The organism is Micromonospora sp. M61, assembly GCF_018070245.1.
GTDB lineage: Bacteria > Actinomycetota > Actinomycetes > Mycobacteriales > Micromonosporaceae > Micromonospora > Micromonospora zamorensis.
On the sequence record NZ_JAGPYA010000002.1, the window covers coordinates 127,333 to 153,060 of the forward strand.

Here is a 25,728-nt window from a genome sequence, read left to right on the forward strand (position 1 = left end):
GCGGTACGACGGTGCGGGGCATCGGACGTTGCGAGTCCGCTGCTCAACAAACGAAAACGATCGGCGGCCGGATTGGTTACGTGTCGGTCACCTGGAAGAGACAATGACCTGTGTCACTGTACGGCGTACCGCACCCCGCCGGCACCGCCCGCCGCGAGCCGGACCGGCCGGGGGTGGGATCATCGGAGGGTGAGTAAGCCCGACACGGTCCGCTTCCGGTACAACCAAGCCATCCTGGTCGCCGCGGTCATCGCCTTCATCGGTGCACTGCCGCTGGCGAGCGCCCGGACCTACCTGCTGCCGGTGCTGCTCCTGCCGCTCGCCGTCGCGCTCTGGGCCTGGCGGGCCGGCACCGACGCCAACGCTCGGGAGCTGCGCGTACGGGCGTTGGCCGGGCAACGCCGCATCGACTGGGACCAGGTCCTCGAACTGGTCACCGACCAGCGCGGACGTGCGGTCGCGCGGCTCGACGACGGCCAGCAGGTGACCCTGCCGGCGGTACGCGGCGTGGACCTGCCCCGGCTGGTGTCGGCCACCGGCCAGACGCTGCCCGACAACCCGGCCGAGGCGACCGGTCAGTAGCCGTCGACCACCGTGTTGATCAGCGGCTGCCCGGCGGCGAACCGGCGCACCTGGTCACCGACCAGTCGGTAGGCACGCGGCAGCAGACCTCGCACCGACCCGGCCACATGTGGTGTGAGCAGCACGTTCGGCATCGTCCAGAGCGGCGAGTCGGCGGGCAGCGGCTCCGGATCGGTGACGTCCAGGGCGGCCGAGATCCGACCGGTGGCCAGCTCGGCGACCAGCGCCTCGGTGTGGGCCACCGGCCCCCGGGCGGCGTTGACGAGCAACGCACCGTCCGGCATCGCGGCCAGGAAGTCCTTGTCGATCAGGCCACGGGTCTGGTCGGTGAGCGGCACGATCACGATCACCACGTCGGCGTCGGGCAGCAGCCGGGGCAGTTCCTCGACGCCGTGCACGCCCTGCTCCGGGCGGGCGGTCCTCGCCACCAGCGTGAAGCTCACCTCGAAGGGGGCGAGCCGGTCCCGCACCGCGGTGCCGATCGCGCCGGCCCCGACGATCAGCACCCGCTTGCCGGTCAGCTCGTCGGTCGGGAGGTTTCCCTCGTTCGCCCAACGCCGCTCGGCCTGCGCCCGGATGAACGTCGGGAACGCCCGCAGCTGGGCAAGGACAGCCGTGACGACCCACTCGGCGGTGGACGGGTCGTGCACGCCCCGCGCGTCGCAGAGCGTGACCCCCGGCGGTGTCCGGCCGGCCCAGGCGTCCGCCCCGGCGGAGAGCAACTGCACCACGGCCAGGTCGGGCAGCTCACGCAGCAACGCCGTCGCGTCCGAGCCGCCCAAAAACGGTGGCACCCAGACACGGACGTCGGTCGCCTCCGAGGGCAGCCGGTCGGCGTGCTCGAACACCTCCACCGTCACGTCCGGGGGCAGCTCGCCCATGAGGTTCAGACCGGCCTGGTGTGGGATCCATACCTTCACGTCCGCCGACGATAGTCCCCCTGACCACGGCCGGCGCGGGCACGGCGGCGAACAGACGTCCCGGGGGATGGCGCGTGGGGTCGGGGCGGGCGAGACTCAGCACACCGATGTTCGACTCCGCCCTGGACGAGGTATAACGAAGGGTCGGAGGGCCGGTCGGCCTCCGCCCCGGCAGACAGGTGCTCGATGACCGACGGCTCCCCCGCCACCGCCCGGCCTCCGATCGTCCCGCCTGCGGCGCTCGGCGAACCGGCGCGGCTGCGCGCGCTCGCTGACACCGGGCTCGACGCCGTCCCGGACGAGGCGTTCGACCGGTTCGCCCGGCTGGTCAGCGACCTGCTGGACGTGCCGGTGGCGCTGGTCTCCCTGGTCTCCGCGGACCGGCAGTTCTTCCCCGGCGCGGTCGGGTTGCCGGACCCCTGGTCGGAGCGTCGGCAGACCCCGCTGAGCCACTCGTTCTGTCAGCACGTCGTGGACATCCAGGTGCCGATGGTGCTGCCGGATGCCCGGCTCTACCCCCGCGTCCGGGAGAATCTGGCGATCGACGACCTCGGCGTGGTCGCGTACGCCGGGATGCCTTTGACCGACCTCTCCGGTCGGGTGCTCGGCTCGCTGTGTGCCATCGACAACAAGCCCCGAGCGTGGACGGCCGCGCAGCTGCGGACACTGGCCGACCTGGCCGCCGCCTGCTCGTCGGAGCTGCGACTGCGGATCGCGCTCGACAGCGCGCAGGAGGCCGGGCGGCGGATCGTGCAGGCGCACGAGCGGTTGGAGCTGGTGGCCGGGGTGAGCGAGACGCTGGCCGGCACCCTGGACGTGGGCACCGCGTTGCGCCGGCTCGCCGCCGCGATGGTGCCGCTGCTCGCCGACTGGTGCCTGCTCACCCTGATCGGGCCGACCGGCCTGCCCCGCGAGGTGGTCTCGGTGCACCGCGACCCGGCCCGGGCGGCGGACGTCGACCGCTTCGGTGAGCTGCTGCGCACCGGGCTGAGCCCCGAGTCGATGGTCCGGGCGGTCCTGCGGACCGGCCAGCCCCGGCTCGGCAGCGTGGCGTCCCTGGCCGACGTCACGAGGGGCACCACACACCCGGAGATGTCGGCGATCGCCGACCGTCTCGGCATCGCCTCCTACCTGAGCGTGCCGATGCAGGGCGTCGGCGGCACCGTGCTGGGCGCGATCACCCTCGTCAACGGCGCGCAACGGCAGCAGTTCGACGACCGCGACCTGCTCACCGCTGTCGACATCGGCCGCCGGGCCGGCCAGGCCGTGGGCAACAGCTCGATGTACGGCGAGCAGCGGCACGTCGCAGAGGTGCTGCAACACAGCATGCTGCCCCAGCTGCCGATCGTGACCGAGCTGGAGCTCGCCGCCCGCTACCAGCCGGCGGCCGACCGGGTGGAGGTCGGCGGCGACTGGTACGACGCCTTCGTCCAGCCCGACGGTGACGTGATCGCGGCGATCGGCGACGTGGCCGGGCACGACATCGAGGCGGCGGCGACCATGGGTCAGCTCCGCAACCTGGTGCGGGGCAACGCCTTCGGCCGGCCGGACACGGTCGGGTCGCTGATGAGCAACCTGGACGGCGCGATCCGTGGCCTGCGACTGCCGATCGCCGCCACCGCGACACTGGTCCGGATCTGCCCGCAGCGCGGCGGTGTCCACGAGGTGACCTGGTCCAACGCCGGGCACCCACCGGCCCTCGTGGTTCGCGCCGGTGGGGCGGTCGAGGTCCTGGAGGCGACCCCGGAGCCGCTGCTCGGGCTGGCCCGGCCGTCGACGCGGACCAGCCAGTCGACCAACCTGGCCACCGGTGACACCCTGCTGCTCTACACCGACGGGCTGATCGAGCGGCGGGACCGCTCCATCGACGAGGGGCTGGCCGAGCTGACAGGCCGACTGGCCGGCACCGACACGCTGCCCCTCGACGAGCTGTGCGACCTGCTGCTCGCCTCGATCGACCACCGGGAGGACGACACCGCGTTGCTGGCCGTACGGGCACGGTGAGCGGTCCACCGGGGACCACCGGCAGGGTTCACCGGCACCCGTCGGATCGCGACGGGCCCGGCCGGGCCGTCGAGCGGGCTACCCTGGGCCGGGTGAGAGCCCGTCCCCCGTACCCTCGCGTCCGTCGCCTCCGGGCGGCCCTCGCGGCGTCCTGCGCGGCGCTGCTGTTCGCCTCCGGTTGCAGCTTCGGCGAACCGGAACCCGACCCGGCCGGCGAGCCGCCCAACCTGCCGACCCCGTCCGCGCCGGCGAGCGCCGGCGGCGCCGGCCAGCAGGCGGTGGCGACAGTGCTCGCCAAGGGTCTGCGGGTGCCGTGGGGCATCGCCTTCCTGCCGGACGGCGGCGCGCTGGTCACCGAACGCGACAACGGCCGGATCCTTCAGGTCGGCCCCGAGTCCGGGCCGGACGGGCTGCGCGTCCGCCCGGTGCAGACGATCCCCGAGGTGGCCGCGGTCGGCGAGGGCGGTCTCCTCGGCATCGCCGTCTCCCCGGCCTACGCCCAGGACCGCACGGTCTTCGTCTACTACACCGCCGCCCAGGACAACCGGGTCGCCCGGCTGCAACTCGGCGGTCAGCCCACCCCGATCCTCACCGGCATCCCCAAGGCCAACGTGCACAACGGCGGCGGGTTGGGCTTCGGGCCGGACGGGCAGCTCTACGTCAGCACGGGCGACGCGGGTGAGCGCCCCTCCTCCCAGGACGTGAAGAGCCTCGGCGGCAAGATCCTCCGGATCACTCCGGACGGCAAGCCCTCCGCCGGCAACCCGTACCCCAACTCCCCCGTCTGGTCACTGGGCCACCGCAACGTCCAGGGGTTCACCTGGGACGGCGCCAAGCGGATGTACGCCGTCGAGTTCGGCCAGAACACGTGGGACGAGATCAACCAGATCACCAAGGGCGGCAACTACGGCTGGCCGGAGGTCGAGGGGCGCGCCGGCGACAAGCGGTTCACCGACCCGATCACGCAGTGGGCCACCTCGGACGCCTCCTGCTCCGGTCTGGCGGCCACGGACCGGCTGCTGGTCACCGGATGTCTGCGCGGCAAGCGCCTCTGGGTGATGGAGCTGACCGACACCGGGACGCTGCTCGGCCAGCCCAGTGAGCTGCTCACCAACCGGTACGGTCGACTGCGTGCGGTGGCCGCGGCACCGGACGGGTCGCTCTGGGTGGGCACCTCCAACCACGACGGGCGCGGTGACCCGGCCGGCGACGACGACCGGCTCCTGCGGGTTGTCTTCGCGGGCGGCGACGGCGGCCGCAGCTGACGTTCGTCACCATCCGGTCAGGTTTGCCAAGATCTTTCGACGGGCAGGTCAGACTTTCAGCATGGACGGGCAACGCGACGAGCAGCACGACGACGCCGACGACCGGGACGACCCGGCGACCGGCGGCGACCGGCCGCGCCCGGACAGTCGGCGGCTCGGGTCCGCCGAGCTGCTGCGCCGCATCGGGCTGGTCGTCGCCGTCCTCGCCGTGGCCCTGGGCGGGGCGGTGCTCGGGGTGCTGGCCGGCGGTCGGGTGGACACCGACATCGGCCCGTTCCGGGCCAACCTCAGCATCTCCCCCGCCCGCGACGGCGGCACCACCGTCGACATCCCACCGCTGGGCGCGCTGCTGCTCGACAGCCACGACGGGCCGACCCACCTCACCGTCCGCCTGGGCGCACTGGACCAGGGCCGCACCGAGGCGCTGATCGACGACCCGGCCAGCATCAGCCGGGCCAGCCAGAGCGCCGTCGAGGACGTCCGCTCCGGGGTGATGCGGCTCGGCCTGCGGACCCTCGGCACGTCGGTGCTGGTCACCCTGATCCTGGCCGGGCTGATCTTCCGCAACGTCCGGCGGACCGCCTGGGCGGGCGGGCTCGCACTGCTGATCACCGCCGGCAGCCTCGGCACGGCGGCGGCCACCCTGCGTCCGCAGGCGATCGAGGAACCACGCTACGAAGGGCTGCTGGTCAACGCACCGGCCATCGTCGGCGACGCGCGCCGGATCGCCAACGACTACACCAAGTACGCCGAGCAGCTGCAACGCCTGGTCGGCAATGTCAGCCAGCTCTACACCACCGTCTCGGCGCTTCCGCTGTTGGAGCCGACCCCGGGCACCACGCGGGTGCTGCACGTCTCCGACATGCACCTGAACCCGACCGGCTGGCAGTTGATCCGCACGGTGGTGGAGCAGTTCGGCATCGACGTGGTGATCGACACCGGCGACATCACCGACTGGGGCAGCGAGCCGGAGGCGTCCTTCGTCGGGTCGATCGGCCTGCTCAAGAAGCCGTACGTCTTCATCCGGGGCAACCACGACTCCGGCAAGACCGCCGCCGCGGTGGCCCGCCAGCCGAACGCGATCGTGTTGAACAACACGACGACGACCGTCGCCGGGCTGACCATCGCCGGCGTCGGTGACCCGCGTTTCACCCCGGACAAGAACACCTCACCCGCCGGCAGCGGCCTGACCCAGCAGGTCGCCGACCAGGTGACCGGGGTCGGCGAGCAGCTCGCGACCACGGTGCGCCGCTCACCCCGGCCGGTGAACATCGCGCTGGTGCACGATCCGGCGTCGGCCGGGCCGCTCTCCGGCACGTGCCCGCTGGTGCTGGCCGGGCACACCCACGCGCGGCAGGTCTCCAAACTGCCGCAGGTGCCCGGGCAGCAGCCCACCACGCTGATGGTCGAAGGCTCGACCGGCGGGGCCGGGCTGCGCGGCCTGGAGGGCGAGAAGCCCACCCCGCTGTCGATGAGCGTGCTCTACTTCGACCAGCTGAAGATGCTCCAGGCGTACGACACCATCACCGTCGGAGGCACCGGGCAGGCCCAGGTCAACCTGGAACGACGGCTGGTGGAGAACCCCACCGTGGCGTCCCCCTCGCCCACCACCAGCCCGACCCGCTGACGCGGCGTGGAAGGGCGACCGACCGCCGCCCTTCAGTTCGACAGAGAGTAAAGAGAGACGAGCCTCCCCCACCCCTGCTTCCCCCCTTTGCTCTGCCGCCCAATCTGCACCAGTCACTGTCGGTGCGCCCCGCGCGGCATGACGCCAAAAGAGCAACGGTCGGTTCGCGCTGCTCAGACCGGGTGGCGCATCGGCGGCAGCAGAGCAAAGGGAGGAAACGGCGTGGCGTGAGCTACAGAGACGATTACAGCGAGTTGCGAACGGGTTTTTTTCCTATGCGAATCACTCAGTGTGATAACGCTCCCCGCCGCGGTCAGCGTAGGGCGATGGCGGCCAGCGCGGCGTTGACGATGCTGCCGGGCAGCAGGTCGTGCAACTCGTACAGCTCGGCGACACTGCCGGACTGGCCGAACTCGTCCACGCCGAGCGGCACCGCCGGGGCGCCGACCGCCGAACCGAGCCAGGCCATCGCGTGCGACGCGGCGTCGTGCACGGTCACCACCGGCACCCGATCGACGAACGCGGACCGCAGCGCGCCCGGCACGCTGGGCACGGTGGCCGTCCGCACGCCCTGGCGCAGGGTGCGCTGCCAGGCCCGGTAGAGCCGGTCGAGGCTCGTCACGTCCACCACGTGCGCGGCGACGCCCTCGTCGGCCAGCTCCGCCGCGGCGGCCAACACCTCGGGCAGCACCGCGCCTGAGGCGGCCAGTTGCACCACCGGGGCGTCGACCAGGTGCGGATACGCCTGGTGCGCGTCGACCAGCCGGTACGCCCCGGCGACCACCTGCCGACGCAGGACCGCGTCGCCGAGCCGGGCGCGGGCCGCCTCGAACGGCGCCTGGTCCAGCGGCCGGGTGCTCAACCGGAAGTAGTACGCCCCGTCCTCGGTCGGCGCGGCGGTCGCGGCCGGGGCCGACCCGCCGGCGATCTGCCCCAGCGCGTCGCAGAGCAGCCAGTCGAGGCTGGCCGCGTACGCCGGTTCCAGGAAGGTCACCCCGGGCAGCTCCAGGCCGACCGACGCGGTGATGGTGGACTGGTGGGCGCCGCCCTCCGGGGCCAGGGTGATGCCCGACGGGGTGCCGGCCACCACGAACCGGGAGCCGGAGTACGTGCCGTACAGGAACGCGTCGAGGCCGCGCAGGACGAACGGGTCGTAGACCGTGCCCACCGGCAGCAGCGGTTGACCGGACAGGTCCCAGGAGAGCCCGAGCTGGCCGAGCAGCAGGAACAGGTTCATCTCCGAGATGCCCAGCTCGATGTGCTGCCCGGCGGGGCTCTCCGTCCAGCGCAGCATCCGGTCCTCGGTCCAGGAGCGCTGCTCGGTGGGTGCGAACACCCCGGTCTTGTTGATGAACCCGGCCAGGTTGGTGGAGGTGGCCACGTCCGGGGCGGTGGTGACCAGGTAGCGGCCGACCTCCCGGTTCCGCGCCAGGTCCACCAGCACCCGACCGAAGACCTCCTGGGTGGAGATGGGCTTGGTTGCGCGTACTCCCGTGCTTTCCGGAACGGTGACCCCCAGCGCGCGCTCGCGGGGCGCTCGGGACAGCGCCTCCCGGCGGGCGCCTGCCCGGATGCCGGCCGGTGACGCCGGGTCGAGGCGGTCCCACTCGGTCTCGGAGGTCAGCCCCTGCGCTGCCCGCAGCGTGTCGACCTGCTCCGAGCTGAGCAGCGCGGAATGGTTGCGCGGGTTGCCGGCGATGGGCAGACCCCAACCCTTCACGGTGTACGCGAAGACGACGCTGGGCCGGTCGGTGACCGCGTCGCACTGGGCGTACGCGTCGAGCATCGCGGACAGGTCGTGCCCGCCCAGGTCGGTGACGAGGGGACCGAGGTCCTCGTCGCTGACGTGGGCGATCAGCTCGTCGATGCCGGCCGGCGCGCCGTCCAGGAACTGCTTGCGCAGCGCCGGACCGGTCAGCCCGAACAGCGACTGGTACTGCTCGTTGGGCATCGCGTCGATCCAGTCGCGCAGCGCCTCGCCGCCCGGCCGGGCGTACGCCTCGGCGAGCCGGCGACCGTACTTGACCTCCACGACGTGCCAGCCGGCCGCCTCGAACTGACCCCGCCACTGGTTGATCCGGATGCCGGGGACCACCCGGTCCAGCGACTGCCGGTTGAAGTCGACAAGCCACATCACGTTGCCCAGCCCGGTGGTCGCCGGGTCGGCCACCGCCTCCCAGATGTTGCCCTCGTCCAGCTCGGCGTCGCCGATCAGCGCCACGAACCGGGAGTGCGGTCGGGCCCCGAAGTGCGCGTCGACGTAGCGACGGGTGGCGGCGGCGAAGAGCGGCGCGGCCGCGCCCAGACCCACCGAGCCGGTGGAGAAGTCCACCTCGTCGGGGTCCTTGGTCCGCGACGGGTACGACTGGAGGCCGCCCCGGGCCCGCAGCCGGGGCAGGTACGAGCGGTCCAGGTTGCCGAGCAGGTACTGGATGGCGTGGAACACCGGGGACGCGTGCGGCTTCACCGCGACCCGGTCCTCGGCGTCCAGGTGCGCGAACCACAGCGCGGTCATCGCCGTGACCAGGGAGGCGCTGGACGCCTGGTGTCCGCCGACCTTCACACCGTCTCCGGTGGCCCGGTCATGGTTGGCGGCGTCCACGATCCGGGTCGCGAGCCACAGCACCCGCCGCTGGATCTCGTCAAGGACATCGAGGTCGTGCTGGGTCACGGTGGCTCCATCCAGGCGTCGCCGTTGACGCCCTCGCGAGGGGTGTGGATCGCGCCGCCCGGGGCGGCAGAGGGTGACGTGCCGGTCAGCCTTCGACGCCGAGGCGCTCCAGGATCAACGTGCGGACGGCGGCGGCGTCCGCCTGACCCCGAGTGGTCTTCATGACCGCGCCGACCAGCGCGCCGGCCGCGGCGACCTTGCCGCTGCGGATCTTGTCGGCGATGCCGGGGTTCGCGGCGATCGCCTCGTCCACGGCGGCGGTCAGCGCGCCGGTGTCCGACACGACCTCCAGACCCCGGCTGGCCATGATCTCGGCGGGTGAGCCCTCACCGTCGACCACGCCCTCCAGCACCGCGCGGGCCATCTTGTCGTTGAGCTTGCCGGCGTCGACCAGCCCCTGCAACTCGGCGACCTGGGCGGGAGTGGCACCGATCTCGGCCAGCTCCACACCGCTCTCGTTGGCCCGGCGGGACAGCTCGCCCAGCCACCACTTGCGGGCCGCCGCCGGGGTGGTGCCGGCGGCCACTGTGGCCTCGATCAGCTCGACCGCGCCGGCGTTCAGCACCGACTGCATGTCCAGGTCGGAGAGCCCCCACTGCTGCTGGAGCCGACGCCGGTGCACCCGGGGCAGCTCCGGCAGGGCGGCCTTCAGCTCGGCGACCCAGGCCGGGTCCGGGGCGATCGGCACCAGATCCGGCTCCGGGAAGTACCGGTAGTCGGTGGCCGTCTCCTTCGAACGTCCCGGGGTGGTGTCGCCGGTGTCCTCGTGGAAGTGCCGGGTCTCCTGCGTGATCCGGCCGCCCGCGTCGAGCACCGACGCCTGCCGCAGCATCTCCGAGCGGACCGCCCGCTCCACCGACCGCAGAGAGTTGACGTTCTTCGTCTCGGTGCGGGTGCCCCACTCCTGCCCCGGCAGGTTGAGCGAGGTGTTCACGTCACAGCGCAGCGAACCCTCCTCCATCCGCACGTCCGAGACACCGAGGGTGCGGATCACGTCGCGCAGCTCGGTGACGTACGCCTTCGCCACGTCGGGTGCGAGCGCGCCGGTGCCCGGGATGGGCTTGGTGACAATCTCCACCAGCGGGATGCCGGCCCGGTTGTAGTCGACCAGCGACTCCGTCGCGCCGTGGATGCGGCCGGTGGCACCACCGACGTGCAGCGTCTTGCCGGTGTCCTCCTCGAGGTGCACCCGCTCGATCTCGATCCGCACCGTCTCGCCGCCCACCTCGACGTCCAGGTAGCCGTCGACGCAGATCGGCTCGTCGTACTGGCTGATCTGGAAGTTCTTCGGCATGTCCGGGTAGAAGTAGTTCTTCCGGGCGAACCGGCACCACTCGGCGATCGAGCAGTTCAGCGCCAGGCCGATCCGGATGATCGCCTCGATGGCCGCCTTGTTGGCCACCGGCAGGGAGCCGGGCAGGCCCAGGCACACCGGGCAGACCCGGGTGTTCGGCTCGCCACCGAAGTCGGTCGGGCAACCACAGAACATCTTGGTGTTCGTGCCCAGCTCGACGTGGGTCTCCAGGCCGATCACCGGTTCGTAGCGTGCAACGACCTCGTCGTACGCGGGCAGTGTCGTGGTCATGAGACGCTCCAGGCGCGATCCGGGACAGAACCTGTCCAGCCTAATGGGGTTGCCCGATCAATCCTCGGGCGGGTTTCGCCGGGCGCGCGTGTCGTCGCCGACGGTGGGGTACGGAGCGACCATGACGAATACGGGGGAACGACCAGGAGCGCTGACCCGGCAGGTGATCCTCGCAGACGAACAGGTGCCGCGGGGGCGGCACCGTCGCAGCACGTACGTCGTCGCCGCGGCCGTCGTGGTCGGCGCGGCCGCGATGGGCACCGCCGCGATGGTCGACGGCCGGACCGGGGGCCCCGACCTCTTCGCGGCGTTCGCGCTGATGCTGATCCCGCCGCTGGTCGGCGCGGTCGTCGCCCTCGTCTTCGGCCGCCGGCTGATCAGGCGGATGCCCCGGACGGCCGGCGCCGACCCGACGACCAGGCGGCGGATCGTGCAGGCGTTACGCGACGGGTCCACCGACGACCCTCGTCTGGACGCGCTGGCTCGCAAGGAGGCCCGGTCCCGCGTCAGTCAACGATGGCTGCTGGTGCTGTTCACGGTGGGCTTCCTCAGTCAACTGCCGCCCCTGGTTGACCCGGTCCGCCCGCTCGGCCGCGTGCTGGCCGTACTGCTGCTCCTGCTCTGGGGAGGTGCCGCCTGGTATCGCTGGCGTGGCCTGCGGGAGGCCCGCCGCTACCTCGCCGGGCCGACGACCAACACGGTCGAGGCGGGTCACGGACCGGCGTGAAACCGCCTGTCCCCGACCCGCCTCGACCGCTTGCGGGGCTTACAACGCCGGTGGCGTGAACGTGCCGATTGCGGACTCCAACGCGGCGGCGACCCGGTACATCCGGTCGTCGGCCATCGTCGGGGCCATCACCTGCAGGCCGACGGGCAGCCCTTCGGAGATGCCGCAGGGCACCGAGATGCCCGGCCCGCCGTACAGGTTCGTCGGGATCGTGTACAGGTCGGCCAGGTACATCTGGTACGGGTCGGCGGTCCGTGCGCCCATCGGGAACGCCACCGACGGGGTCGTCGGCGAGATCAGCGCATCGACCCGCTCGAACGCGGCGGTGAAGTCCCGGGTGATGAGCGTCCGGACCTTCTGCGCCTGCCCGTAGTACGCGTCGTAGTAACCCGACGACAGCGCGTACGTGCCGATCATGATGCGGCGCTTGACCTCCGGGCCGAAGCCGGCCTCGCGGGTCAGCGACATGACCTCCTCCAGCGACCGGTTGCCGTCGTCGCCGACCCGCAGGCCGAACCGGACGCCGTCGAACCGGGCCAGGTTGGAGGAGCACTCGCTCGGGGCGATCAGGTAGTACGCCGGCAGCGCGTACGCGAACGTCGGGCAGGACACCTCGACGATCTCCGCGCCCAGCTTCGCGAGAGCGTCGACCGACTCGCGGAACGCGGCCATCACACCCGGCTCGGCGCCCTCGCCGACGAACTCGCTGACGATGCCGAGCCGCACACCGGTCAGGTCGCCGGTCGCGCCGAGCTTCGCCGCCGCCACCACGTCCGGCACCGGCTGCGGGATCGAGGTGGAGTCACGCGGGTCGTGCCCGCCGATCACCTGGTGCAGCAGGGCCGCGTCGAGCACGTTACGGGCACACGGGCCCGGAGTGTCCAGCGACGAGGAGAAGGCCACCAGCCCGTACCGGGAGGTGCCGCCGTAGGTGGGCTTCGCACCGACGGTGCCGGTGACCGCGCCGGGCTGGCGGATCGAGCCGCCGGTGTCCGAGCCGATCGCCAGCGGCGCCTCGTACGCGGCCAGCGCGGCAGCGCTGCCACCGCCCGACCCACCCGGGATCCGGCTCAGGTCCCACGGGTTGTGCGTCGGGCCGTACGCCGAGTATTCGGTGGAGGAGCCCATCGCGAACTCGTCCATGTTGGTCTTGCCGAGCATCACCGTGCCGGCCTCGCGCAGCCGCTGCACGATCGTCGCGTCGTACGGCGGGCGCCAGCCCTCCAGGATCTTCGAGCCCACGGTGGTCGGCACGCCCCGCGTGGCGAGCACGTCCTTGACCGCGACCGGCACACCCGCGAGGGGGCCCAGCTCCTCGCCGGCGGCCCGGCGCTCGTCCACCGAGCGAGCCGCGGCGAGCGCGCCGTCGGTGTCGACGTGCAGGAAGGCGTGCACCCGGTCGTCGACCGCCGCGATCCGGTCGAGGTGCGCCCGGGTCACCTCGACGGCGGAGGTCTCGCCCCCGGCGACCAGGGACGCGATCTCCGTCGCGGTCATTCTGGTGAGATCGCTCATGCCGTCACTCCGCTTCGCTCCATGACGCCATGAGGCACCACCGCGCTGCAACCATGATTCACTCGCTGGCGCTCGCTCATGAGGCCACATCCTCGGTCAGGATCCGCGGTACGCGGAACCGCTGGTCCTCGGCGTCGGGTGCGCCCGACAGCGCCTCCTGCGGGGTCAGGCACGGCGTGACGACGTCCTCGCGGAAGATGTTGGTCAGCGGCACCGAGTGCGAGGTCGGCGGAATGTCCGCGGCGGCGACCTCGCCGACCTGAGCGACCGCCTGGAGGATCACGTCGAGCTGGCCGGCGAACATGTCCAGCTCCTCCTCGGTGACGGCGAGCCGCGACAGGCGCGCCAGGTGCGCGACCTCCTCGCGGGAGATGGCGGCCATCCGTGCCCCCTTCTGATGTCCTGCTGGTCGGGCGGTGTGCCGGCCGCGCGACGGGTGGAGCGTGACGCGCGGTGACCGGAGCGAGTCTATTGTTCCGCTCCGGTGCCGCGTCCCCGACTCCCCCTCCGGCAGCCGGAATGCCATGCCGGCGGAGGGGTCAGCGGGTGGGGCGGCGGCCGATGTCCGACTGCGGGGGCCCGCTCGGGCGCACCGGCCGGTACCGGGCCAGCCAGGTGACCAGCTCCTCGGCCGGCATGGGCCGAGCGTAGAACCAGCCCTGGGCGGCGTCGCAGCCGGCGGCGTGCAGCATCCGCCAGGTCCGCTCGTCCTCGACGCCCTCGGCGACCACCCGCAGGCCCAGCGCGCCCGCCAACTCGATCATCGATCGGACGATCGCCGCGTCGTCGGCGTCCTCGGCCATGCCGAGCACGAACGACCGGTCCACCTTCACCTCGGACAACGGCAACCGGCGCAGGTGTTGCAGCGAGGAGTAGCCGGTGCCGAAGTCGTCCAACGAGATGGCCACCCCGATCCGGTGCAGTTGGGAGATGGTGGCCAGCACCCGGCGCGGGTCGGCCATCAACGCACCTTCGGTGATCTCCACCTGCAGCCGGTCGGCAGGCACCCCGTAGCGGGCCAGCCGGTCGGCGATCTGGTCGGCGACGTCGCCGGTGTGCAGGTCGCGCACGCTCACGTTCAGCGCCGCGCGCAGGCCGATGCCGGCCGCCGACCACTTGGCGAGTTGCTCCACCACGTCGTCGACCACCCGCCGGGTGAGCAGTCGCATCACCGCGCTCTGCTCGGCGACCCGGATGAGTTCCTCCGGGTCGACCATGCCCCGCCGGGGATGCCGCCACCGCAGCAGGGCCTCGACACCGACCACCTCGCCGGTCGCGATGGCGATCTGCGGCTGGTAGTACATGGTGATTTCCCCGGCGTCTTCTGCCGTGTCACCGTCCGCGTGCGCCCACCCTGTCGATTCGACCGGGTGGCCCGGGCCGCCTGTCCCGATGTCGCTCCGCCGCCCGAGGCCGCCGTTGCCCCTGGCGGGGACCGTGCTCCCGTTCGGTGACCGGCGGCCGTTGCCGGCCCCCGCGCGTCGCTCCCGGGTCAGGCCCGAGCGGGTGCCGGTGACCGTGGAACGGGAGCCACGGCCCCGGATCGGGTCGGCGCCGGTCGCGATCCGGTTGATCAACTCGTCGGCGTGCACCAATTCGGCGTCGTTGCGCCGACGGCGCCCCCACCACCGGTTGGTGGTCGGCGGTGCCGTGGCGACCGCCGGTGCCGGGTCCGCGTGGGGTGCGGCCTCGGCCGGGGACCCGACGGGCAGCGCCGCGCCGTCACCGCCGCGCACCTCCGCCGTCGCCGCAAGGGGTACGTCGACAGCCCCGTCGGCCTGGTCCGCCGGGTCGGTGTCGAACAACTCGCTCGACGGGCTGGATTCCAACACCCGGCGCAGGTCGGCGAGGAGGCCGAGGCGCTCGGCGGAATTGTGGTCGGACTCGGGGGCGTAGACGGCCACCGTGTCGTTGCGGTGCTTGGCGTCGTACATCGCCACGTCGGCGTGGCGCATCAGGGTGGCGAAGTCCTCGCCATGCTCGGGGAAGAGGGCGATCCCGATCGAGCCGCCCACGTCCAACGGCAGCCCGTCGAGTGGCACCGGCTCCGCCAGCGCCTGGACCACCTGGTCGGCCAACTCCCTGGCCTGACCCACGTCGGTCAGGCCGGTCATCACGATGGCGAACTCGTCGCCGCCGAGCCGGGCGATCATCTGTGGTCGAGGCTGCACGTCGGTGAGCCGGGCGCTGACCTCGACCAGCAGCCGGTCGCCCACGGCGTGCCCGAGCGCGTCGTTGACGTTCTTGAAACGGTCCAGGTCGATCAGCAGCAGCGCCAACTGCCCGTCGGGTTCGCCGCGGGCCGTCCGCTCGGCGTGCAGGTGCACCTGCTCCGCCACCTCGGCCAGCAGCGCCTTGCGGTTGGGCAGACCGGTCAACGGGTCGGCGGCGGCGAGGTGCTGCTGCTCGACGGTCAGCCGGGCCATCCGGTAGACCGCGAAGAGCGGCACCAGCACCAGCGGGATCAGCGCCGCGCTGACCCGCGCGGCGGCAACCAGCACCGGGGCGAGCAGCAGCAGTGAACCGGTGGAGAGCAACTCGAAGCCGAGGCCCCGGCGCAGCGTGGGCCACCACCGATCACCGAAACGCAGCCGCACCGCCCAGCTGACCAGCCCGTAGTTGACGACGAACCACGCCAACGTGGCACCGCCGACGGCGACCACGTCGGTCCAGTGCAACCGCCCGCCGGAGAAGATGGTGCCCGAGCCGAGCTGGATCACCCCGTACGCGGCGGCGAGGGCGCACACGTACTGGCCGACGTTGAACGCCGTCCGCCAGGCTGCGTGCCGCATCCGCCAGCCCGAGACGATCACCCCCATCGCCTGCACCACCACCGCGGGGCCGAGGCCCCACCCGAGCAGGATCGCGAAGGTGAAGCAGGTGGACGGGAACACCGCGGAGGTCTGCCGACGCCCCGGCGGGACGAACGGCCGGGCGTCGCAGACCACGGCGAGAGCGGCCATCGTCCAGAACGCCACCGGCAGCCGGGACACCTCGTCCGGAAGGGACGCGAGGGGTACGGCGGCGGTCAGCGCCGCGACCACCAGGATGCCGACGACGAAGATGGCGAACGGTGTGGCCCGTCCCGGCGGGAGTGAGTTGCGTGGATCCGCGACCTCCACCACACCTCCCGACCGACAGTCGGCGTGCCGGTGCGGTACGCCGTGACCCAATGAAACGCCCTCGGCCCCCAGTTTCCCGGTATGACAGTCACGAATCGGTCGTAGTCGTAATTAAGTTGGTATACGCGGTCAGTCGCCGCCGCAGGCCGCGACCGGGATCACCCGCCCGGCTGGGCGACCTCCCGCGCGGCTTCCGGGCCCGCGTCCAGCAGCAACCGGAACCCGTCCTCGTCCAGCACCGGCACCTTGAGGCTGGCCGCCTTGTCAGCCTTGGACCCGGGGTTGTCCCCGACGACCACGAAGCTCGTCTTCTTGGAGACCGACCCGCTGAGCTTGCCGCCCCGGCTCTGCACGGCCTCGGCAGCCTGGTCCCGTGAGTAGCCGGCAAGCGTGCCGGTCACCACCACTGTCAGCCCCTCCAACGGGCGCGGCCCCTCGTCGACAGCCTCCTCGGCCATCCGTACGCCCGCCTCGGCCCACTTGCGGACGACCTCGCGGTGCCAGTCCACCGCGAACCACTCCCTGATGCTGGCCGCGATGGTCGGCCCGACCCCGTCGACAGAGGACAGCTCCTCCTCGCTGGCCTCGTCGATGGCCTCCATCGAGCGGAAGTGCCGGGCGAGCGCCTGCGCGGCGGTGGGGCCGACATGGCGGATGGAGAGCGCCACCAGCACCCGCCACAGGTCACGCTCGCGGGCGACGGCCAGGTTGTCCAGCAGCTTGGCGGCGTTGCTGCCCAGACTGCCGTCCTTGTTGACGAAGAACGGGGACCGGGACAACTGCTCGGCGTCGAGCTGGAACAGATCACCCTCGTCGGCGATGACCTGCGCGTCCAGCAGGGCCGCAGCTCCCTTGTAGCCGAGCGCCTCGATGTCGAAGGCCCCGCGACCGGCGAGGTGGAACACCCGCTCGCGCAGCTGGGCCGGGCAGCTACGGGTGTTGGGGCAACGGATGTCGACGTCGCCCTCCTTGGAGGGCGCGAGCGGGGTGCCGCAGGCCGGGCAGGTGGTGGGCATGACGAACGGTCGGGCGTCGGCGGGCCGCAGGTCGACCACCGGGCCGAGGACCTCGGGGATCACGTCGCCGGCCTTGCGCAGCACCACCGTGTCGCCGATCAACACCCCCTTGCGCTCCACCTCACGGGCGTTGTGCAGGGTGGCGAGCGCGACGGTCGAGCCGGCCACCCGCACCGGCTCGAGGACGGCGAACGGGGTGACCCGCCCGGTGCGGCCCACGTTGACGTCGATGTCGAGCAGCTTGGTGGTGACCTCCTCGGGCGGGTATTTGAAGGCGATCGCCCACCGCGGCGCTCGGCTGGTCGAGCCGAGCCGGCCCTGGATGGAGACCGGGTCGACCTTGACCACCACGCCGTCGATCTCGTGCTCGACGTCGTGCCGGTGCTCGGCGTAGTACGCGATGTATTCGGCCACGCCGCTCAGATCCGGGACGACCCGCCACCGGTCGCTGGTCGGCAACCCCCACGACCTGAGCGCCGCGTACGACTCGGACTGGGCCGTGGGCTGGAACCCACGGCGGGCCCCGATGCCGTGCACCACCAGTCGCAGCGGCCGGGAGGCCGTGACCCGCGGGTCCTTCTGCCGCAGGCTGCCCGCCGCCGCGTTGCGCGGGTTGGCGAACGGCGCCTTGCCCTGCTCCACCAGGCCCGCGTTGAGGTCGGCGAACGCGGCGACCGGGAAGTAGATCTCCCCCCGCACCTCCACCAGCTCGGGCACGTCCGGGAAGTCGTCGGACGGGGTGAGCTGGCCGGGCACGTCCCGGATGCTGCGGACGTTGGCGGTGACATCCTCACCGGTGCGGCCGTCACCCCGGGTGGCCGCGCGGACCAGCCGGCCGTTCTCGTAGGTCAGGTTGATCGCCAGCCCGTCGACCTTCAGCTCGCACAGGTAGGGCACCGCGCCACCGGCGTCCCGCTCGACCCGCTCGGCCCACGCCGCCAACTCCTCGTCGGCGAAGGCGTTGTCGAGGGAGAGCATCCGCTCGGCGTGGGTGACCGGGGTGAAGTCGGTGGAGAACGTGCCGCCCACCCGCTGGGTCGGCGAGTCCGGAGTCCGCAGTGCGGGGAACTCCGCCTCCAGTGCCTCCAGCTCGCGCAACTGCTTGTCGAACTCGGCGTCGGTGATGATCGGCGCGTCCAGCACGTAGTAACGGTATTGATGCTCGGTCAGCTCCTGGCTGAGCGTGGCGTGCCGCTCTCGGGCCTGCGGCGTGGGCTCGGCCCCGGCCGCCGCCTCCTGAGCCGGGCTGACCTGCTGACCGATCTGATCCTCGGACACACCGCCACCTTCGGACACGCCTGCGACCTCCCTGATCACGCTACTCCGGCACCGTATCGGGCCGGTGGGACAATCCGTCGCCCACCCGCGCCGGGTTGGCGGGCGGCACGGGCGGCGGCGTGCGAGGATCGCCGGACGGTGCGACCCGGTGGGTCGCCGAGAGGCGGAGGTACGAATGCCCGAGGCGCTGCTCTGGGCGGTGGCGATCCTGCTGGCGGTCGCCGCCGGCTGGGCGTGGAACAGTTGGCGACACCGGGTGGCCAACCGCCGTCCGGGCACCCGGCCGGGTCGGGGCGGCCGCCCCGGCCGACGTTCCACGGCACCGAGGCCACGCGGCGCCGATCGACCGGCCACCAAGCCGCGCTCGCGCGACACCGGACGGCCGGCCGGTGCTCCGGCACCGGGCGACATCTGGTGGGCCGACGTGCCGTACGCCGACGGCACCGGATCGAAGGTACGTCCCTGTCTGGTGCTGCGCGCCGACTCCCGGGGCGCCGACGTCCTGAAGATCACCAGCCAGGACAAGAGCGACCGGGACGACCACGTGCGGATCCCCACCCGCGACTGGGACCCCGGCGCGGAACACGACAGCTACCTGAGCCTGACCGAGCCGATCCGACTCAACTCGGCGGCCTTCGAGGACCACGCCGGGCGCTGCGACGCCGACCTGTGGAAGAAGGTCCGCAGCCTGCGTCACCTGCCCACCCCCTGACCAGCCGCTGCGTCGTAGCTGCCTGGTCGCACTGCCCAAGAGAGTGATCGACTCGGGTTCCTGAAAAGCGCGGCGTCCGAGACCGTGGGACACCCCGACTTCCAGGAACCCGAGTGGATCATGCCCGAAGGGCAGGGGCGGGCCAGGGCCGGGCGGGTCAGTCCCAGGCTTCGGCGAGGGTGGCGAGTTGGTCCGCGTACTCGATGCGGTCGGCCCACCCGCTCGGCCAGGCGCTCATCCCGGCGGCCGCGCCCACGAACGCGCCGGCCAGGGCCGCGATCGAGTCGGAGTCGCCGGCGGTGGTCGCGCCCCGGGCCAGTGCCGCGACCGGGTCGTCGGCGTGCCGTACGGCGCAGAGCAACGCGGTGGCCAGCGCCTCCTCGGCGACCCAACCCTCGCCGGTGGCCCGGCATGGGTCACCGCCGTCGTCCGGCTGGCCCAGGGCGTTGGTCAGTCGGCCCAGCACCGTCAGGCACTCGTCCCAACCGTGGGCGATGAACTCCTGCGGGGAACGCGAGTCGGCGCGCTGCCAGAGGTCGCCCAGCCACCGCTCCCGGTAGATCAGGCGTTGGGCGAGTGCCCGCTCGGTGAGCAGCGCGGGAAGCTCGGGCAGCGTGGCGCCCGCGCGCAGCGCGAAGACCGCGTACGCGGTCAGCTCGCTGGCGGCCAGCCCGGTCGGGTGGCCGTGCGTCATCCCGGCCTGTAGCTGGGCCAGGCCGGCGAGCGTGTCCAGGTCGACGTTGAGCAGCCCGACCGAGGTGACCCGCATGTTGGCGCCGCACCCCTTCGACCCAATGACGGTGGCGTCCTGCCAGCGCACCCCCCGGGTCAGCTCGGCGCAGGCGCGCAGGCAGGTCATGCCCGGGGCGCGGTTGTTGTCCGGGCTGACCGCCCAGGCCAGGAAACGCTGCCGCAGCAGTGGCTCCACCGCCTCCGGGGTGAGCGCGGGCGCCTCGTGCAGCGCCCAACCCACCGCGAGGGCCATCTGGGTGTCGTCGGTGACCAGTGCCGGCTCGCCGGACAGCTCCCGTGGACCGGTCGGACCATAACGGTGCTGGATCTCGGCGACGGTCAGGAACTCGGTCGGCTTGCCGAGCGCGTCACCGTAGGCGAGGCCGAAGAGTGAGCCGGAGGCGCGCAGCGGAGAGGTAGGGATCACGGCGGCCATGATGCCCGGCCGCCGCAACCCCCGTCAGGCTCAGTCCCAGCAGAGGCAGAACGGGTGGCCGGCCGGATCGGCGTAGACCCGGAAGCCCTCGCCCTCACCGGGCAACCGCCGAGCACCGAGCGCGAGCGCGGCCTTCTCCGCACTCTCGATGTCGTCCACCGTCACATCCAGGTGGAACTGCTGAGGACGCTCCGGGTCCGGCCAGGCCGGCGGCCGTAGGTTGAGTGCCTGCTGGAAGGCGAGACGCGGCTGGTGACCGGGTGGCCCGCCCAGCACCACCCAGTCGTCGTCCGTGTCACCCTCGGCGAAAGGCACACCGAGCAACTCGGAGTAGAACGCCGCCAACGCCCGCGGGTCCGGGCAGTCGATCACCACTGAACGCAGCTGTCCAATCATGACCGTCATCCTGCCCACCGGGTACGACAGGAAACCTCAGTCTTCGGCGAGCCGCCGACCGGCCTCCCGACAGGCCGCGAGCACCGCGCGCGCGTACTCCGGGGTGGCGTCGGCGAGACCGCAGGCCGGGGTGATCACCACCTGCTCGGCCAGCTGCCGACGAGGGAAGCCGAGGCGGTCCCAGACCTGGCGTACGCGATCGGCGATCTGCGCGGAGGTCGGCGTGCCACCGGCCGACGGCGGCCGGGTCGGTGCGGCCCCGGCCAGCAACCCGAGGCCGGCGTCGATCGCCTCGCCCAGCGGGTCCAGTTTGGTGACCAGGTCGAGGTCGAGGGCGACCGCGACGGCGCCGGTGGAGCGGATCAGCTCCAGCGGCACGTCCGGGGCGCAGCAGTGCACCAGCGTCGGCACCCCGACCGCCTCGACGACAGTGCGCAGCAGAGCGGCAGCGTCCACCGGGTCGACCGCCCGGTACGCGCCAAGCCCACTCTCGGTCGGCACCCGCCCGGCCAGCACGGTCGGCAGCGACGGTTCGTCCAGCTGGAGCAGCACCGATGCCTGGGGCAGCCGTCGGGCCACCGCCGCGACGTGCGCGCGCAGCCCTTCGGCGAGGGAGCCGGTCAGATCGCGGACCGCGCCGGGGTCGCGCAGCAGACGGCCACCGATCGGCAGCTCCAGCGAGGCGGCCAGGGTGAGCGGACCGGCGGCCTGCACCTTGATCGGCCCGGCGTAATCCTCGGCCTGCTCGGCGAGCTGGTCCAGGTCGCGTTCCATCAGGTCAAGGGCCCGGCGCAGGTCGCGGCCCGAGCGTGGGGCGACCCGCCACCGCCCGGCGTAGACCTCGACGGGCAGCTCGACGAGCAGCCCGGCGGACCGGCCGATCATGTCCGCGCCGGGACCACGGGCCGGCAACTCGGGCAGGTGGGGCAGCTCGGGAAGCTCACCGAGGATCACCCGCTGTGCCTCGCCGATGTCGGTGCCGGGCAGCGAACCAATTCCGGTTGCCGCGCCGGCCGGCCAGGGCCACGCCTGATCTGTCACGGCCGAAGGCTATCCCGCGAACACCCAGGCCGTGCGGTCAGCCGGTGATGGTCGCGGAGCCGAGGACCACGTCGCCGGCCGGGTCCGCCCGGTACGCGACAACGGCCTGACCGGCGGCGACGCCGCGTACCGGCTGGCGCAGCTCGGCGTGCATCGTGTCGCCGTCGAGGGCGACGGTCGCCGGCACCACGCTGCCGTGGGCGCGTAGCTGCACCTCGCACTCCACCGGGGCGTCCGGGCGTGCACCGCCGGTCCAGACCGGACGGATGGCGCGGACCTCGGACACCTCCAGCGCCTCGGCGGGGCCGACGGTCACCGTGTTGGTCTTCGGGGTGATGGAGAGCACGTAGCGCGGTCGGCCGTCCGGGGCGGGCCGGTCCAGGTGCAGGCCGCGCCGCTGCCCCACCGTGTACGCGTACGCGCCGCTGTGACTGCCGACCACCGCGCCGGTGCTCGCGTCCACCACGTCGCCGGGCGCCTCGCCGAGCCGGCCGGCCAGGAAGCCGCGGGTGTTACCGTCGGCGATGAAGCAGATGTCGTGCGAGTCCGGCTTGTCGGCCACCGCCAGGCCACGCTCGGCGGCCTCCACGCGAACCTGCGCCTTGGTCGAGTCGCCCAGCGGGAAGATCGACCGGTCCAGCTGCTCGCGGGTGAGCACGGCCAGCACGTACGACTGGTCCTTGGCGATGTCGACGCTGCGCCGCAGCAGCCCGTCCGGGCCGAGCCGGGCGTGGTGACCGGTGACCACCGCGTCGAAGCCCAGGGCCACCGCCCGGTCCAGCACCGCCGTGAACTTGATCTTCTCGTTGCAGCGCAGGCAGGGGTTCGGCGTGCGACCGGCGGCGTACTCGGCGACGAAGTCGTCCACCACGTCCTCGTGGAAGCGGTCGGCCATGTCCCACACGTAGAAGGGGATGCCGATCACGTCGGCGGCCCGCCGCGCGTCCCGGGAATCCTCCAGGGTGCAGCAGCCCCGCGCCCCGGTCCGATAGGTCTGTGGGTTGCGGGCCAGGGCCAGGTGCACGCCGGTCACGTCGTGCCCGGCCGCCACCGCCCGCGCCGCCGCCACGGCCGAGTCAACCCCGCCCGACATAGCCGCCAGAACCCTCACCAGCCCACTCCCTTCCCCGTCCCCACGACAACCCTATCCACCAGCTCGGAAAACCCCCCGGAGCCGGGTCAGCGGGGGGTGCGGAGGGCGGCAGCTCGGCGGGCTCGGTCCACCGCCGCCGGGAGGGCCGCCACCACGGCGTCGATGTCGGCCTGGGTGCTCGTGTGACCCAGGGTGAAGCGCAGCGAGGAGCGGGCGCGGTCGTCGTCGGCACCCATCGCCAGCAGCACGTGCGACGGCTGGGCCACCCCGGCCGAGCAGGCCGACCCCGTCGAGCAGGCGATCCCCTGCGCGTCGAGCAGGAGCAGCAGGGCGTCACCCTCGGAGCCCGGGAAGGAGAAGTGCGCGTTGCCGGGCAGCCGGTCGGTCGGGTCACCGTTGTAGATCACCTCGGGCACCGCCCGACGGACCCGTTCGATCAGGTCGTCCCGGAGCGCGGCCACCCGGGCCGCGTACTCCTGTTGGCCCTTCACCGCCGACTCGACGGCGACCGCGAAGGCGACGATGCCGGCGGTGTCCAGGGTGCCGGAGCGTACGTCGCGTTCCTGCCCGCCGCCGTGCAGCAGCGGCGTGGCCGCGACGTCCCGGGCGAGCAGCAGCGCACCCACCCCGGTCGGGCCGCCCAGCTTGTGCCCGGTCACGGTCAGCGCGGCGACGCCACTGGCGGCGAAGTCGACGGGCACCTGACCGACCGCCTGGATGGCGTCGGTGTGGAACGGCACACCGTGCTCGGCGGCGACGGCGGCCAGCTCGGCGACGGGCTGAACGGTGCCCACCTCGTTGTTCGCCCACATCGCGGTGACGACGGCCACCCGGTCGGCGTGCGCGGCCAGCTCGGCGCGCAGATCCTCCGGGTCGAGCCGACCGGCGGCGTCCACGGGCAGCCAGCCGATTTCGGCGCCCTCGTGCTGGGCCAGCCAGTCGACCGCGTCCAGCACCGCGTGGTGCTCGACGGCGCTGGAGACCACCCGGCGGCGGTCGGAGCCGGCTCCCCGGCGGGCCCAGAAGATGCCCTTGACCGCGAGGTTGTCACTCTCCGTGCCACCACCGGTGAAGATCACCTCAGACGGCCGGGCGCCGAGGACAGCGGCCACCCGTTCGCGCGACTCTTCGACCCGGCGACGGGCACGGCGACCCGCCGCGTGCAGGGAGGACGCGTTGCCGACCTCGCGGGCGGTAGCGACGTACGCCTCCAGTGCCTCATCGAGCATCGGAGTCGTCGCCGCGTGATCCAGGTAAGCCATCACCGTTCAGCCTACGGCCGACACCTCAGGCGCCGAATGCCGGAGGGGACTCCGCCGACGGCCGGGGTGGGAATCCCCACCCGGCACGTCGTGGTCCTCGTCAGGCGGGCACCGCGGTGACGACGATGTTGTCGCGGTACTTGCGGGCCTTGGCGTCGAACGGCCCACCGCAGGTGATCAGGGTCAGCCGCGGCTTGCCGTCCCGGGCGAAGTACCGGTCCAACGGGATCTTGGTCTTGGCGTACTCCTCCCGGGCGACGACCCGGTACTGCCGGGCCTCACCGTCGCTGCCGGTCGCGGTCAGGGTGTCGCCCTGGTCCAGTTCCCGCAGCCGGAAGAACGCGCCCTTGCCCTGCTTGGCGCTGTCCACGTGACCGGCGATGACCACCGAGCCGGCGTCCGTTTCCAGGCCGGGGCCGTAGCGGTACCAGCCGATCTGGTCGACGCTCGGCGGCACCTCGAACTCGTTGGTCCGCTCGTTGATGCCGACCGCGTTGACGGTGGCGGTGACGTCGATCCCCGGGATCACCAGCCGGACCGGGGGGACGATCGCCGCGTCGGCCGGCAGCTCACCGACGGTCACCGGGACCGACGGAGCGCTGGTGGCGGTCGCCGGAGTGCTGGCCAGCGTGCTCGCCTCGTCGGCGCCCACGTTCTCGGCCGGTTGGGAGCCGCACGCCACCAGGGTGGAGACGGTGAGCGCGGCAACGCCGGCGGCCAGGGCCGCCAGCGCGCCGCGGTTGCGCACCGTCACTTGCGACCGGTCCGCGCGGTCGCCATCCGCACCCCACCACCGAGCAGCAGGAGTACGCCGGCACCGGTGAGCGCGTACCACCAGGTGTTCACGCCCGTGCCGGCCTGACCACCGTCACCGCTCGGCACGCCGCCGGGGGCGGAGTGCAGACCGGTGATGGTCTGCGCCACCACGTCGAGCGTCTTGCCCTCGGCGGAACCGATCGCGTAGACGATCGTCGCGGTGCCTTCCTTGAGGTTGAGGTCCGCCGGGCCGATGGCCACGGTGTCGGTGCCGGCCAGCACCACATCCGCCTTCACGTTGCCCGCGTCGACGTCGCCCTTGGCCTCGTTCGGGTTGGTGAGCCCCTTGAAGACCGGGGTGCCACCGGCCCGCACGTCCACCTCGGGGGCGGCGGCGGTGTGCCGGACGATGAGCCGGGCCTTGCCGGCGGCGACCTTCGAGACGTCGTTCACGAACGGCGTGATCTTCGGCTGGCCGGCGGCGTCGAGGTGGGCCGCGATGCTGATGTTCGCCCCGCCCGGAACGGCCGCGTTGTCGACCTTGAGGATCGCGCTGCCGATCGGCTCGCCGGGCTTGGTGAGCGCGATGTCGTAGTCGCCCTCCTCCAGGTTCAGCGGGCCGGCGACGTCGCCGGGCTTGAAGTTGTCCAGCGTCTTCTTGCCGTTGACGTAGACGTCGACCGGGGTGTCCGGGATGCCGTGCACGACGGAGACCTTCGCCGTGGCGGCGTACGCGGGGGTGGCGGTGAGCGCGCCGACGCCGGCGAAAGCCAGCGCGGCGACCGCGCCGCCCGCGGCGACCCGACGGAAGTACGAAAGCTGCATGTCTGCCTCCTGCTGATTACTGCTGATTCGTCAGGCCTTGCTTGCAGAAGGGGTTACGCCGGCTCTCCGACGGGTGGATGCGCTCGGCCGCACTTTTCTTTTTCCGGCCTCGATTGCATCCGGACCGGGCCTGGGACACGAAGAGCAGGTGAGATGACATCGA

At 72.5% G+C, this 25,728-nt stretch carries 20 protein-coding genes; 6 read left to right on the forward strand and 14 right to left on the reverse strand.

The features are described from left to right. Positions 1-189 precede the first annotated feature (189 nt). Positions 190-582: a PH domain-containing protein gene (locus tag KBX34_RS01760; RefSeq protein WP_210922868.1), complete on the forward strand. Its 393-nt coding sequence runs from the start codon at positions 190-192 to the stop codon at positions 580-582. Here the strand turns inward: KBX34_RS01760 and KBX34_RS01765 are convergent. Further along, the gene (locus tag KBX34_RS01765; protein WP_141908148.1) at positions 576-1,502 is read right to left on the reverse strand and encodes a 2-hydroxyacid dehydrogenase; all 927 of its coding nucleotides are present in this window, start codon (positions 1,500-1,502) and stop codon (positions 576-578) included. The genes KBX34_RS01760 and KBX34_RS01765 overlap by 7 nt on opposite strands. Positions 1,503-1,688: 186 nt before the next feature. On the opposite strand from KBX34_RS01765, the gene KBX34_RS01770 reads away from it, so the two are divergent. The 3 genes from KBX34_RS01770 to KBX34_RS01780 all read left to right on the forward strand — a co-directional run bounded on the left by KBX34_RS01770 (position 1,689) and on the right by KBX34_RS01780 (position 6,398). Further along, positions 1,689-3,506: a GAF domain-containing SpoIIE family protein phosphatase gene (locus KBX34_RS01770; protein WP_210922870.1), complete on the forward strand. Its 1,818-nt coding sequence runs from the start codon at positions 1,689-1,691 to the stop codon at positions 3,504-3,506. A gap of 92 nt (positions 3,507-3,598) precedes the next feature. Beyond that, positions 3,599-4,771, forward strand: a complete 1,173-nt coding sequence (locus KBX34_RS01775; protein ID WP_210922872.1) for a sorbosone dehydrogenase family protein — start codon at positions 3,599-3,601, stop codon at positions 4,769-4,771. 61 nt (positions 4,772-4,832) lie between these two features. Then, positions 4,833-6,398, forward strand: a complete 1,566-nt coding sequence (locus tag KBX34_RS01780; RefSeq protein WP_088946533.1) for a metallophosphoesterase — start codon at positions 4,833-4,835, stop codon at positions 6,396-6,398. 313 nt (positions 6,399-6,711) lie between these two features. Here KBX34_RS01780 and KBX34_RS01785 read toward each other — a convergent pair whose 3' ends face one another. Beyond that, positions 6,712-9,069: a pyruvate dehydrogenase gene (locus KBX34_RS01785; RefSeq protein ID WP_210792116.1), complete on the reverse strand. Its 2,358-nt coding sequence runs from the start codon at positions 9,067-9,069 to the stop codon at positions 6,712-6,714. An 85-nt stretch (positions 9,070-9,154) separates the two neighbouring features. Further along, positions 9,155-10,654 (reverse strand): Asp-tRNA(Asn)/Glu-tRNA(Gln) amidotransferase subunit GatB, encoded by a 1,500-nt coding sequence (gene gatB / locus KBX34_RS01790; protein ID WP_099851064.1) that lies wholly within the window; start codon positions 10,652-10,654, stop codon positions 9,155-9,157. A gap of 121 nt (positions 10,655-10,775) precedes the next feature. Between gatB and KBX34_RS01795 the strand changes: the two genes are divergently transcribed. Beyond that, entirely contained in the window at positions 10,776-11,381 is a 606-nt protein-coding gene (locus tag KBX34_RS01795; RefSeq protein WP_210922874.1) for a hypothetical protein, read from the forward strand. Positions 11,382-11,420: 39 nt separating this feature from the next. Here KBX34_RS01795 and gatA read toward each other — a convergent pair whose 3' ends face one another. The 4 genes from gatA to ligA form a co-directional block, all read right to left on the reverse strand. Next, entirely contained in the window at positions 11,421-12,896 is a 1,476-nt protein-coding gene (gene gatA / locus KBX34_RS01800; RefSeq protein ID WP_088946530.1) for an Asp-tRNA(Asn)/Glu-tRNA(Gln) amidotransferase subunit GatA, read from the reverse strand. Positions 12,897-12,972: 76 nt separating this feature from the next. Continuing rightward, complete coding sequence (gene gatC, locus KBX34_RS01805; RefSeq protein ID WP_099851058.1) at positions 12,973-13,278, reverse strand: Asp-tRNA(Asn)/Glu-tRNA(Gln) amidotransferase subunit GatC; 306 nt, start codon at positions 13,276-13,278, stop codon at positions 12,973-12,975. Between the two features lie 157 nt (positions 13,279-13,435). After that, positions 13,436-16,018 carry a bifunctional diguanylate cyclase/phosphodiesterase gene (locus KBX34_RS01810; protein ID WP_210922876.1) on the reverse strand — a complete coding sequence of 861 codons (2,583 nt, stop codon included), beginning with the start codon at positions 16,016-16,018 and terminating at the stop codon, positions 13,436-13,438. 158 nt (positions 16,019-16,176) lie between these two features. Continuing rightward, positions 16,177-18,312, reverse strand: coding sequence for an NAD-dependent DNA ligase LigA (ligA, locus tag KBX34_RS01815; RefSeq protein ID WP_210922878.1), 2,136 nt, complete (start codon positions 18,310-18,312; stop codon positions 16,177-16,179). Positions 18,313-18,460: 148 nt separating this feature from the next. Here ligA and KBX34_RS01820 point away from each other — a divergent pair, with 148 nt between their 5' ends. Beyond that, positions 18,461-19,024 (forward strand): type II toxin-antitoxin system PemK/MazF family toxin, encoded by a 564-nt coding sequence (locus tag KBX34_RS01820; RefSeq protein WP_231927239.1) that lies wholly within the window; start codon positions 18,461-18,463, stop codon positions 19,022-19,024. A 157-nt stretch (positions 19,025-19,181) separates the two neighbouring features. Here KBX34_RS01820 and KBX34_RS01825 read toward each other — a convergent pair whose 3' ends face one another. The 7 genes from KBX34_RS01825 to KBX34_RS01855 form a co-directional block, all read right to left on the reverse strand. Further along, complete coding sequence (locus tag KBX34_RS01825) at positions 19,182-20,192, reverse strand: ADP-ribosylglycohydrolase family protein (RefSeq protein ID WP_210922880.1); 1,011 nt, start codon at positions 20,190-20,192, stop codon at positions 19,182-19,184. Between the two features lie 30 nt (positions 20,193-20,222). Then, positions 20,223-20,588, reverse strand: a complete 366-nt coding sequence (locus tag KBX34_RS01830; RefSeq protein ID WP_172861962.1) for a VOC family protein — start codon at positions 20,586-20,588, stop codon at positions 20,223-20,225. Positions 20,589-20,624: 36 nt separating this feature from the next. Next, on the reverse strand, positions 20,625-21,629 hold the full coding sequence (locus tag KBX34_RS01835; protein WP_210922881.1) for a methionine synthase: 1,005 nt from the start codon (positions 21,627-21,629) through the stop codon (positions 20,625-20,627). Positions 21,630-21,666: 37 nt separating this feature from the next. Continuing rightward, the gene (gene mnmA, locus KBX34_RS01840; protein WP_210922882.1) at positions 21,667-22,740 is read right to left on the reverse strand and encodes a tRNA 2-thiouridine(34) synthase MnmA; all 1,074 of its coding nucleotides are present in this window, start codon (positions 22,738-22,740) and stop codon (positions 21,667-21,669) included. 68 nt (positions 22,741-22,808) lie between these two features. Beyond that, positions 22,809-23,984, reverse strand: a complete 1,176-nt coding sequence (locus KBX34_RS01845; RefSeq protein WP_141908138.1) for a cysteine desulfurase family protein — start codon at positions 23,982-23,984, stop codon at positions 22,809-22,811. A 100-nt stretch (positions 23,985-24,084) separates the two neighbouring features. Continuing rightward, positions 24,085-24,738, reverse strand: coding sequence for a class F sortase (locus KBX34_RS01850; RefSeq protein ID WP_088946523.1), 654 nt, complete (start codon positions 24,736-24,738; stop codon positions 24,085-24,087). Beyond that, positions 24,735-25,565 carry a DUF4397 domain-containing protein gene (locus tag KBX34_RS01855; protein WP_088946522.1) on the reverse strand — a complete coding sequence of 277 codons (831 nt, stop codon included), beginning with the start codon at positions 25,563-25,565 and terminating at the stop codon, positions 24,735-24,737. The genes KBX34_RS01850 and KBX34_RS01855 overlap by 4 nt, the downstream gene beginning before the upstream one ends. Positions 25,566-25,728 lie beyond the last annotated feature (163 nt).

What these genes read in the sequence shown, in the direction of transcription:
- KBX34_RS01855 (WP_088946522.1), bottom strand. Translation starts at nt 25,565, where the DNA reads ATGCAGCTTTCGTACTTCCGTCGGGTCGCCGCGGGCGGCGCGGTCGCC.
- KBX34_RS01825 (WP_210922880.1), bottom strand. Translation starts at nt 20,192, where the DNA reads ATGGCCGCCGTGATCCCTACCTCTCCGCTGCGCGCCTCCGGCTCACTC.
- KBX34_RS01780 (WP_088946533.1), top strand. Translation starts at nt 4,833, where the DNA reads ATGGACGGGCAACGCGACGAGCAGCACGACGACGCCGACGACCGGGAC.
- KBX34_RS01830 (WP_172861962.1), bottom strand. Translation starts at nt 20,588, where the DNA reads ATGATTGGACAGCTGCGTTCAGTGGTGATCGACTGCCCGGACCCGCGG.
- gatC (WP_099851058.1), bottom strand. Translation starts at nt 13,278, where the DNA reads ATGGCCGCCATCTCCCGCGAGGAGGTCGCGCACCTGGCGCGCCTGTCG.
- KBX34_RS01770 (WP_210922870.1), top strand. Translation starts at nt 1,689, where the DNA reads ATGACCGACGGCTCCCCCGCCACCGCCCGGCCTCCGATCGTCCCGCCT.
- gatA (WP_088946530.1), bottom strand. Translation starts at nt 12,896, where the DNA reads ATGAGCGATCTCACCAGAATGACCGCGACGGAGATCGCGTCCCTGGTC.
- KBX34_RS01845 (WP_141908138.1), bottom strand. Translation starts at nt 23,984, where the DNA reads ATGGCTTACCTGGATCACGCGGCGACGACTCCGATGCTCGATGAGGCA.
- gatB (WP_099851064.1), bottom strand. Translation starts at nt 10,654, where the DNA reads ATGACCACGACACTGCCCGCGTACGACGAGGTCGTTGCACGCTACGAA.
- KBX34_RS01795 (WP_210922874.1), top strand. Translation starts at nt 10,776, where the DNA reads ATGACGAATACGGGGGAACGACCAGGAGCGCTGACCCGGCAGGTGATC.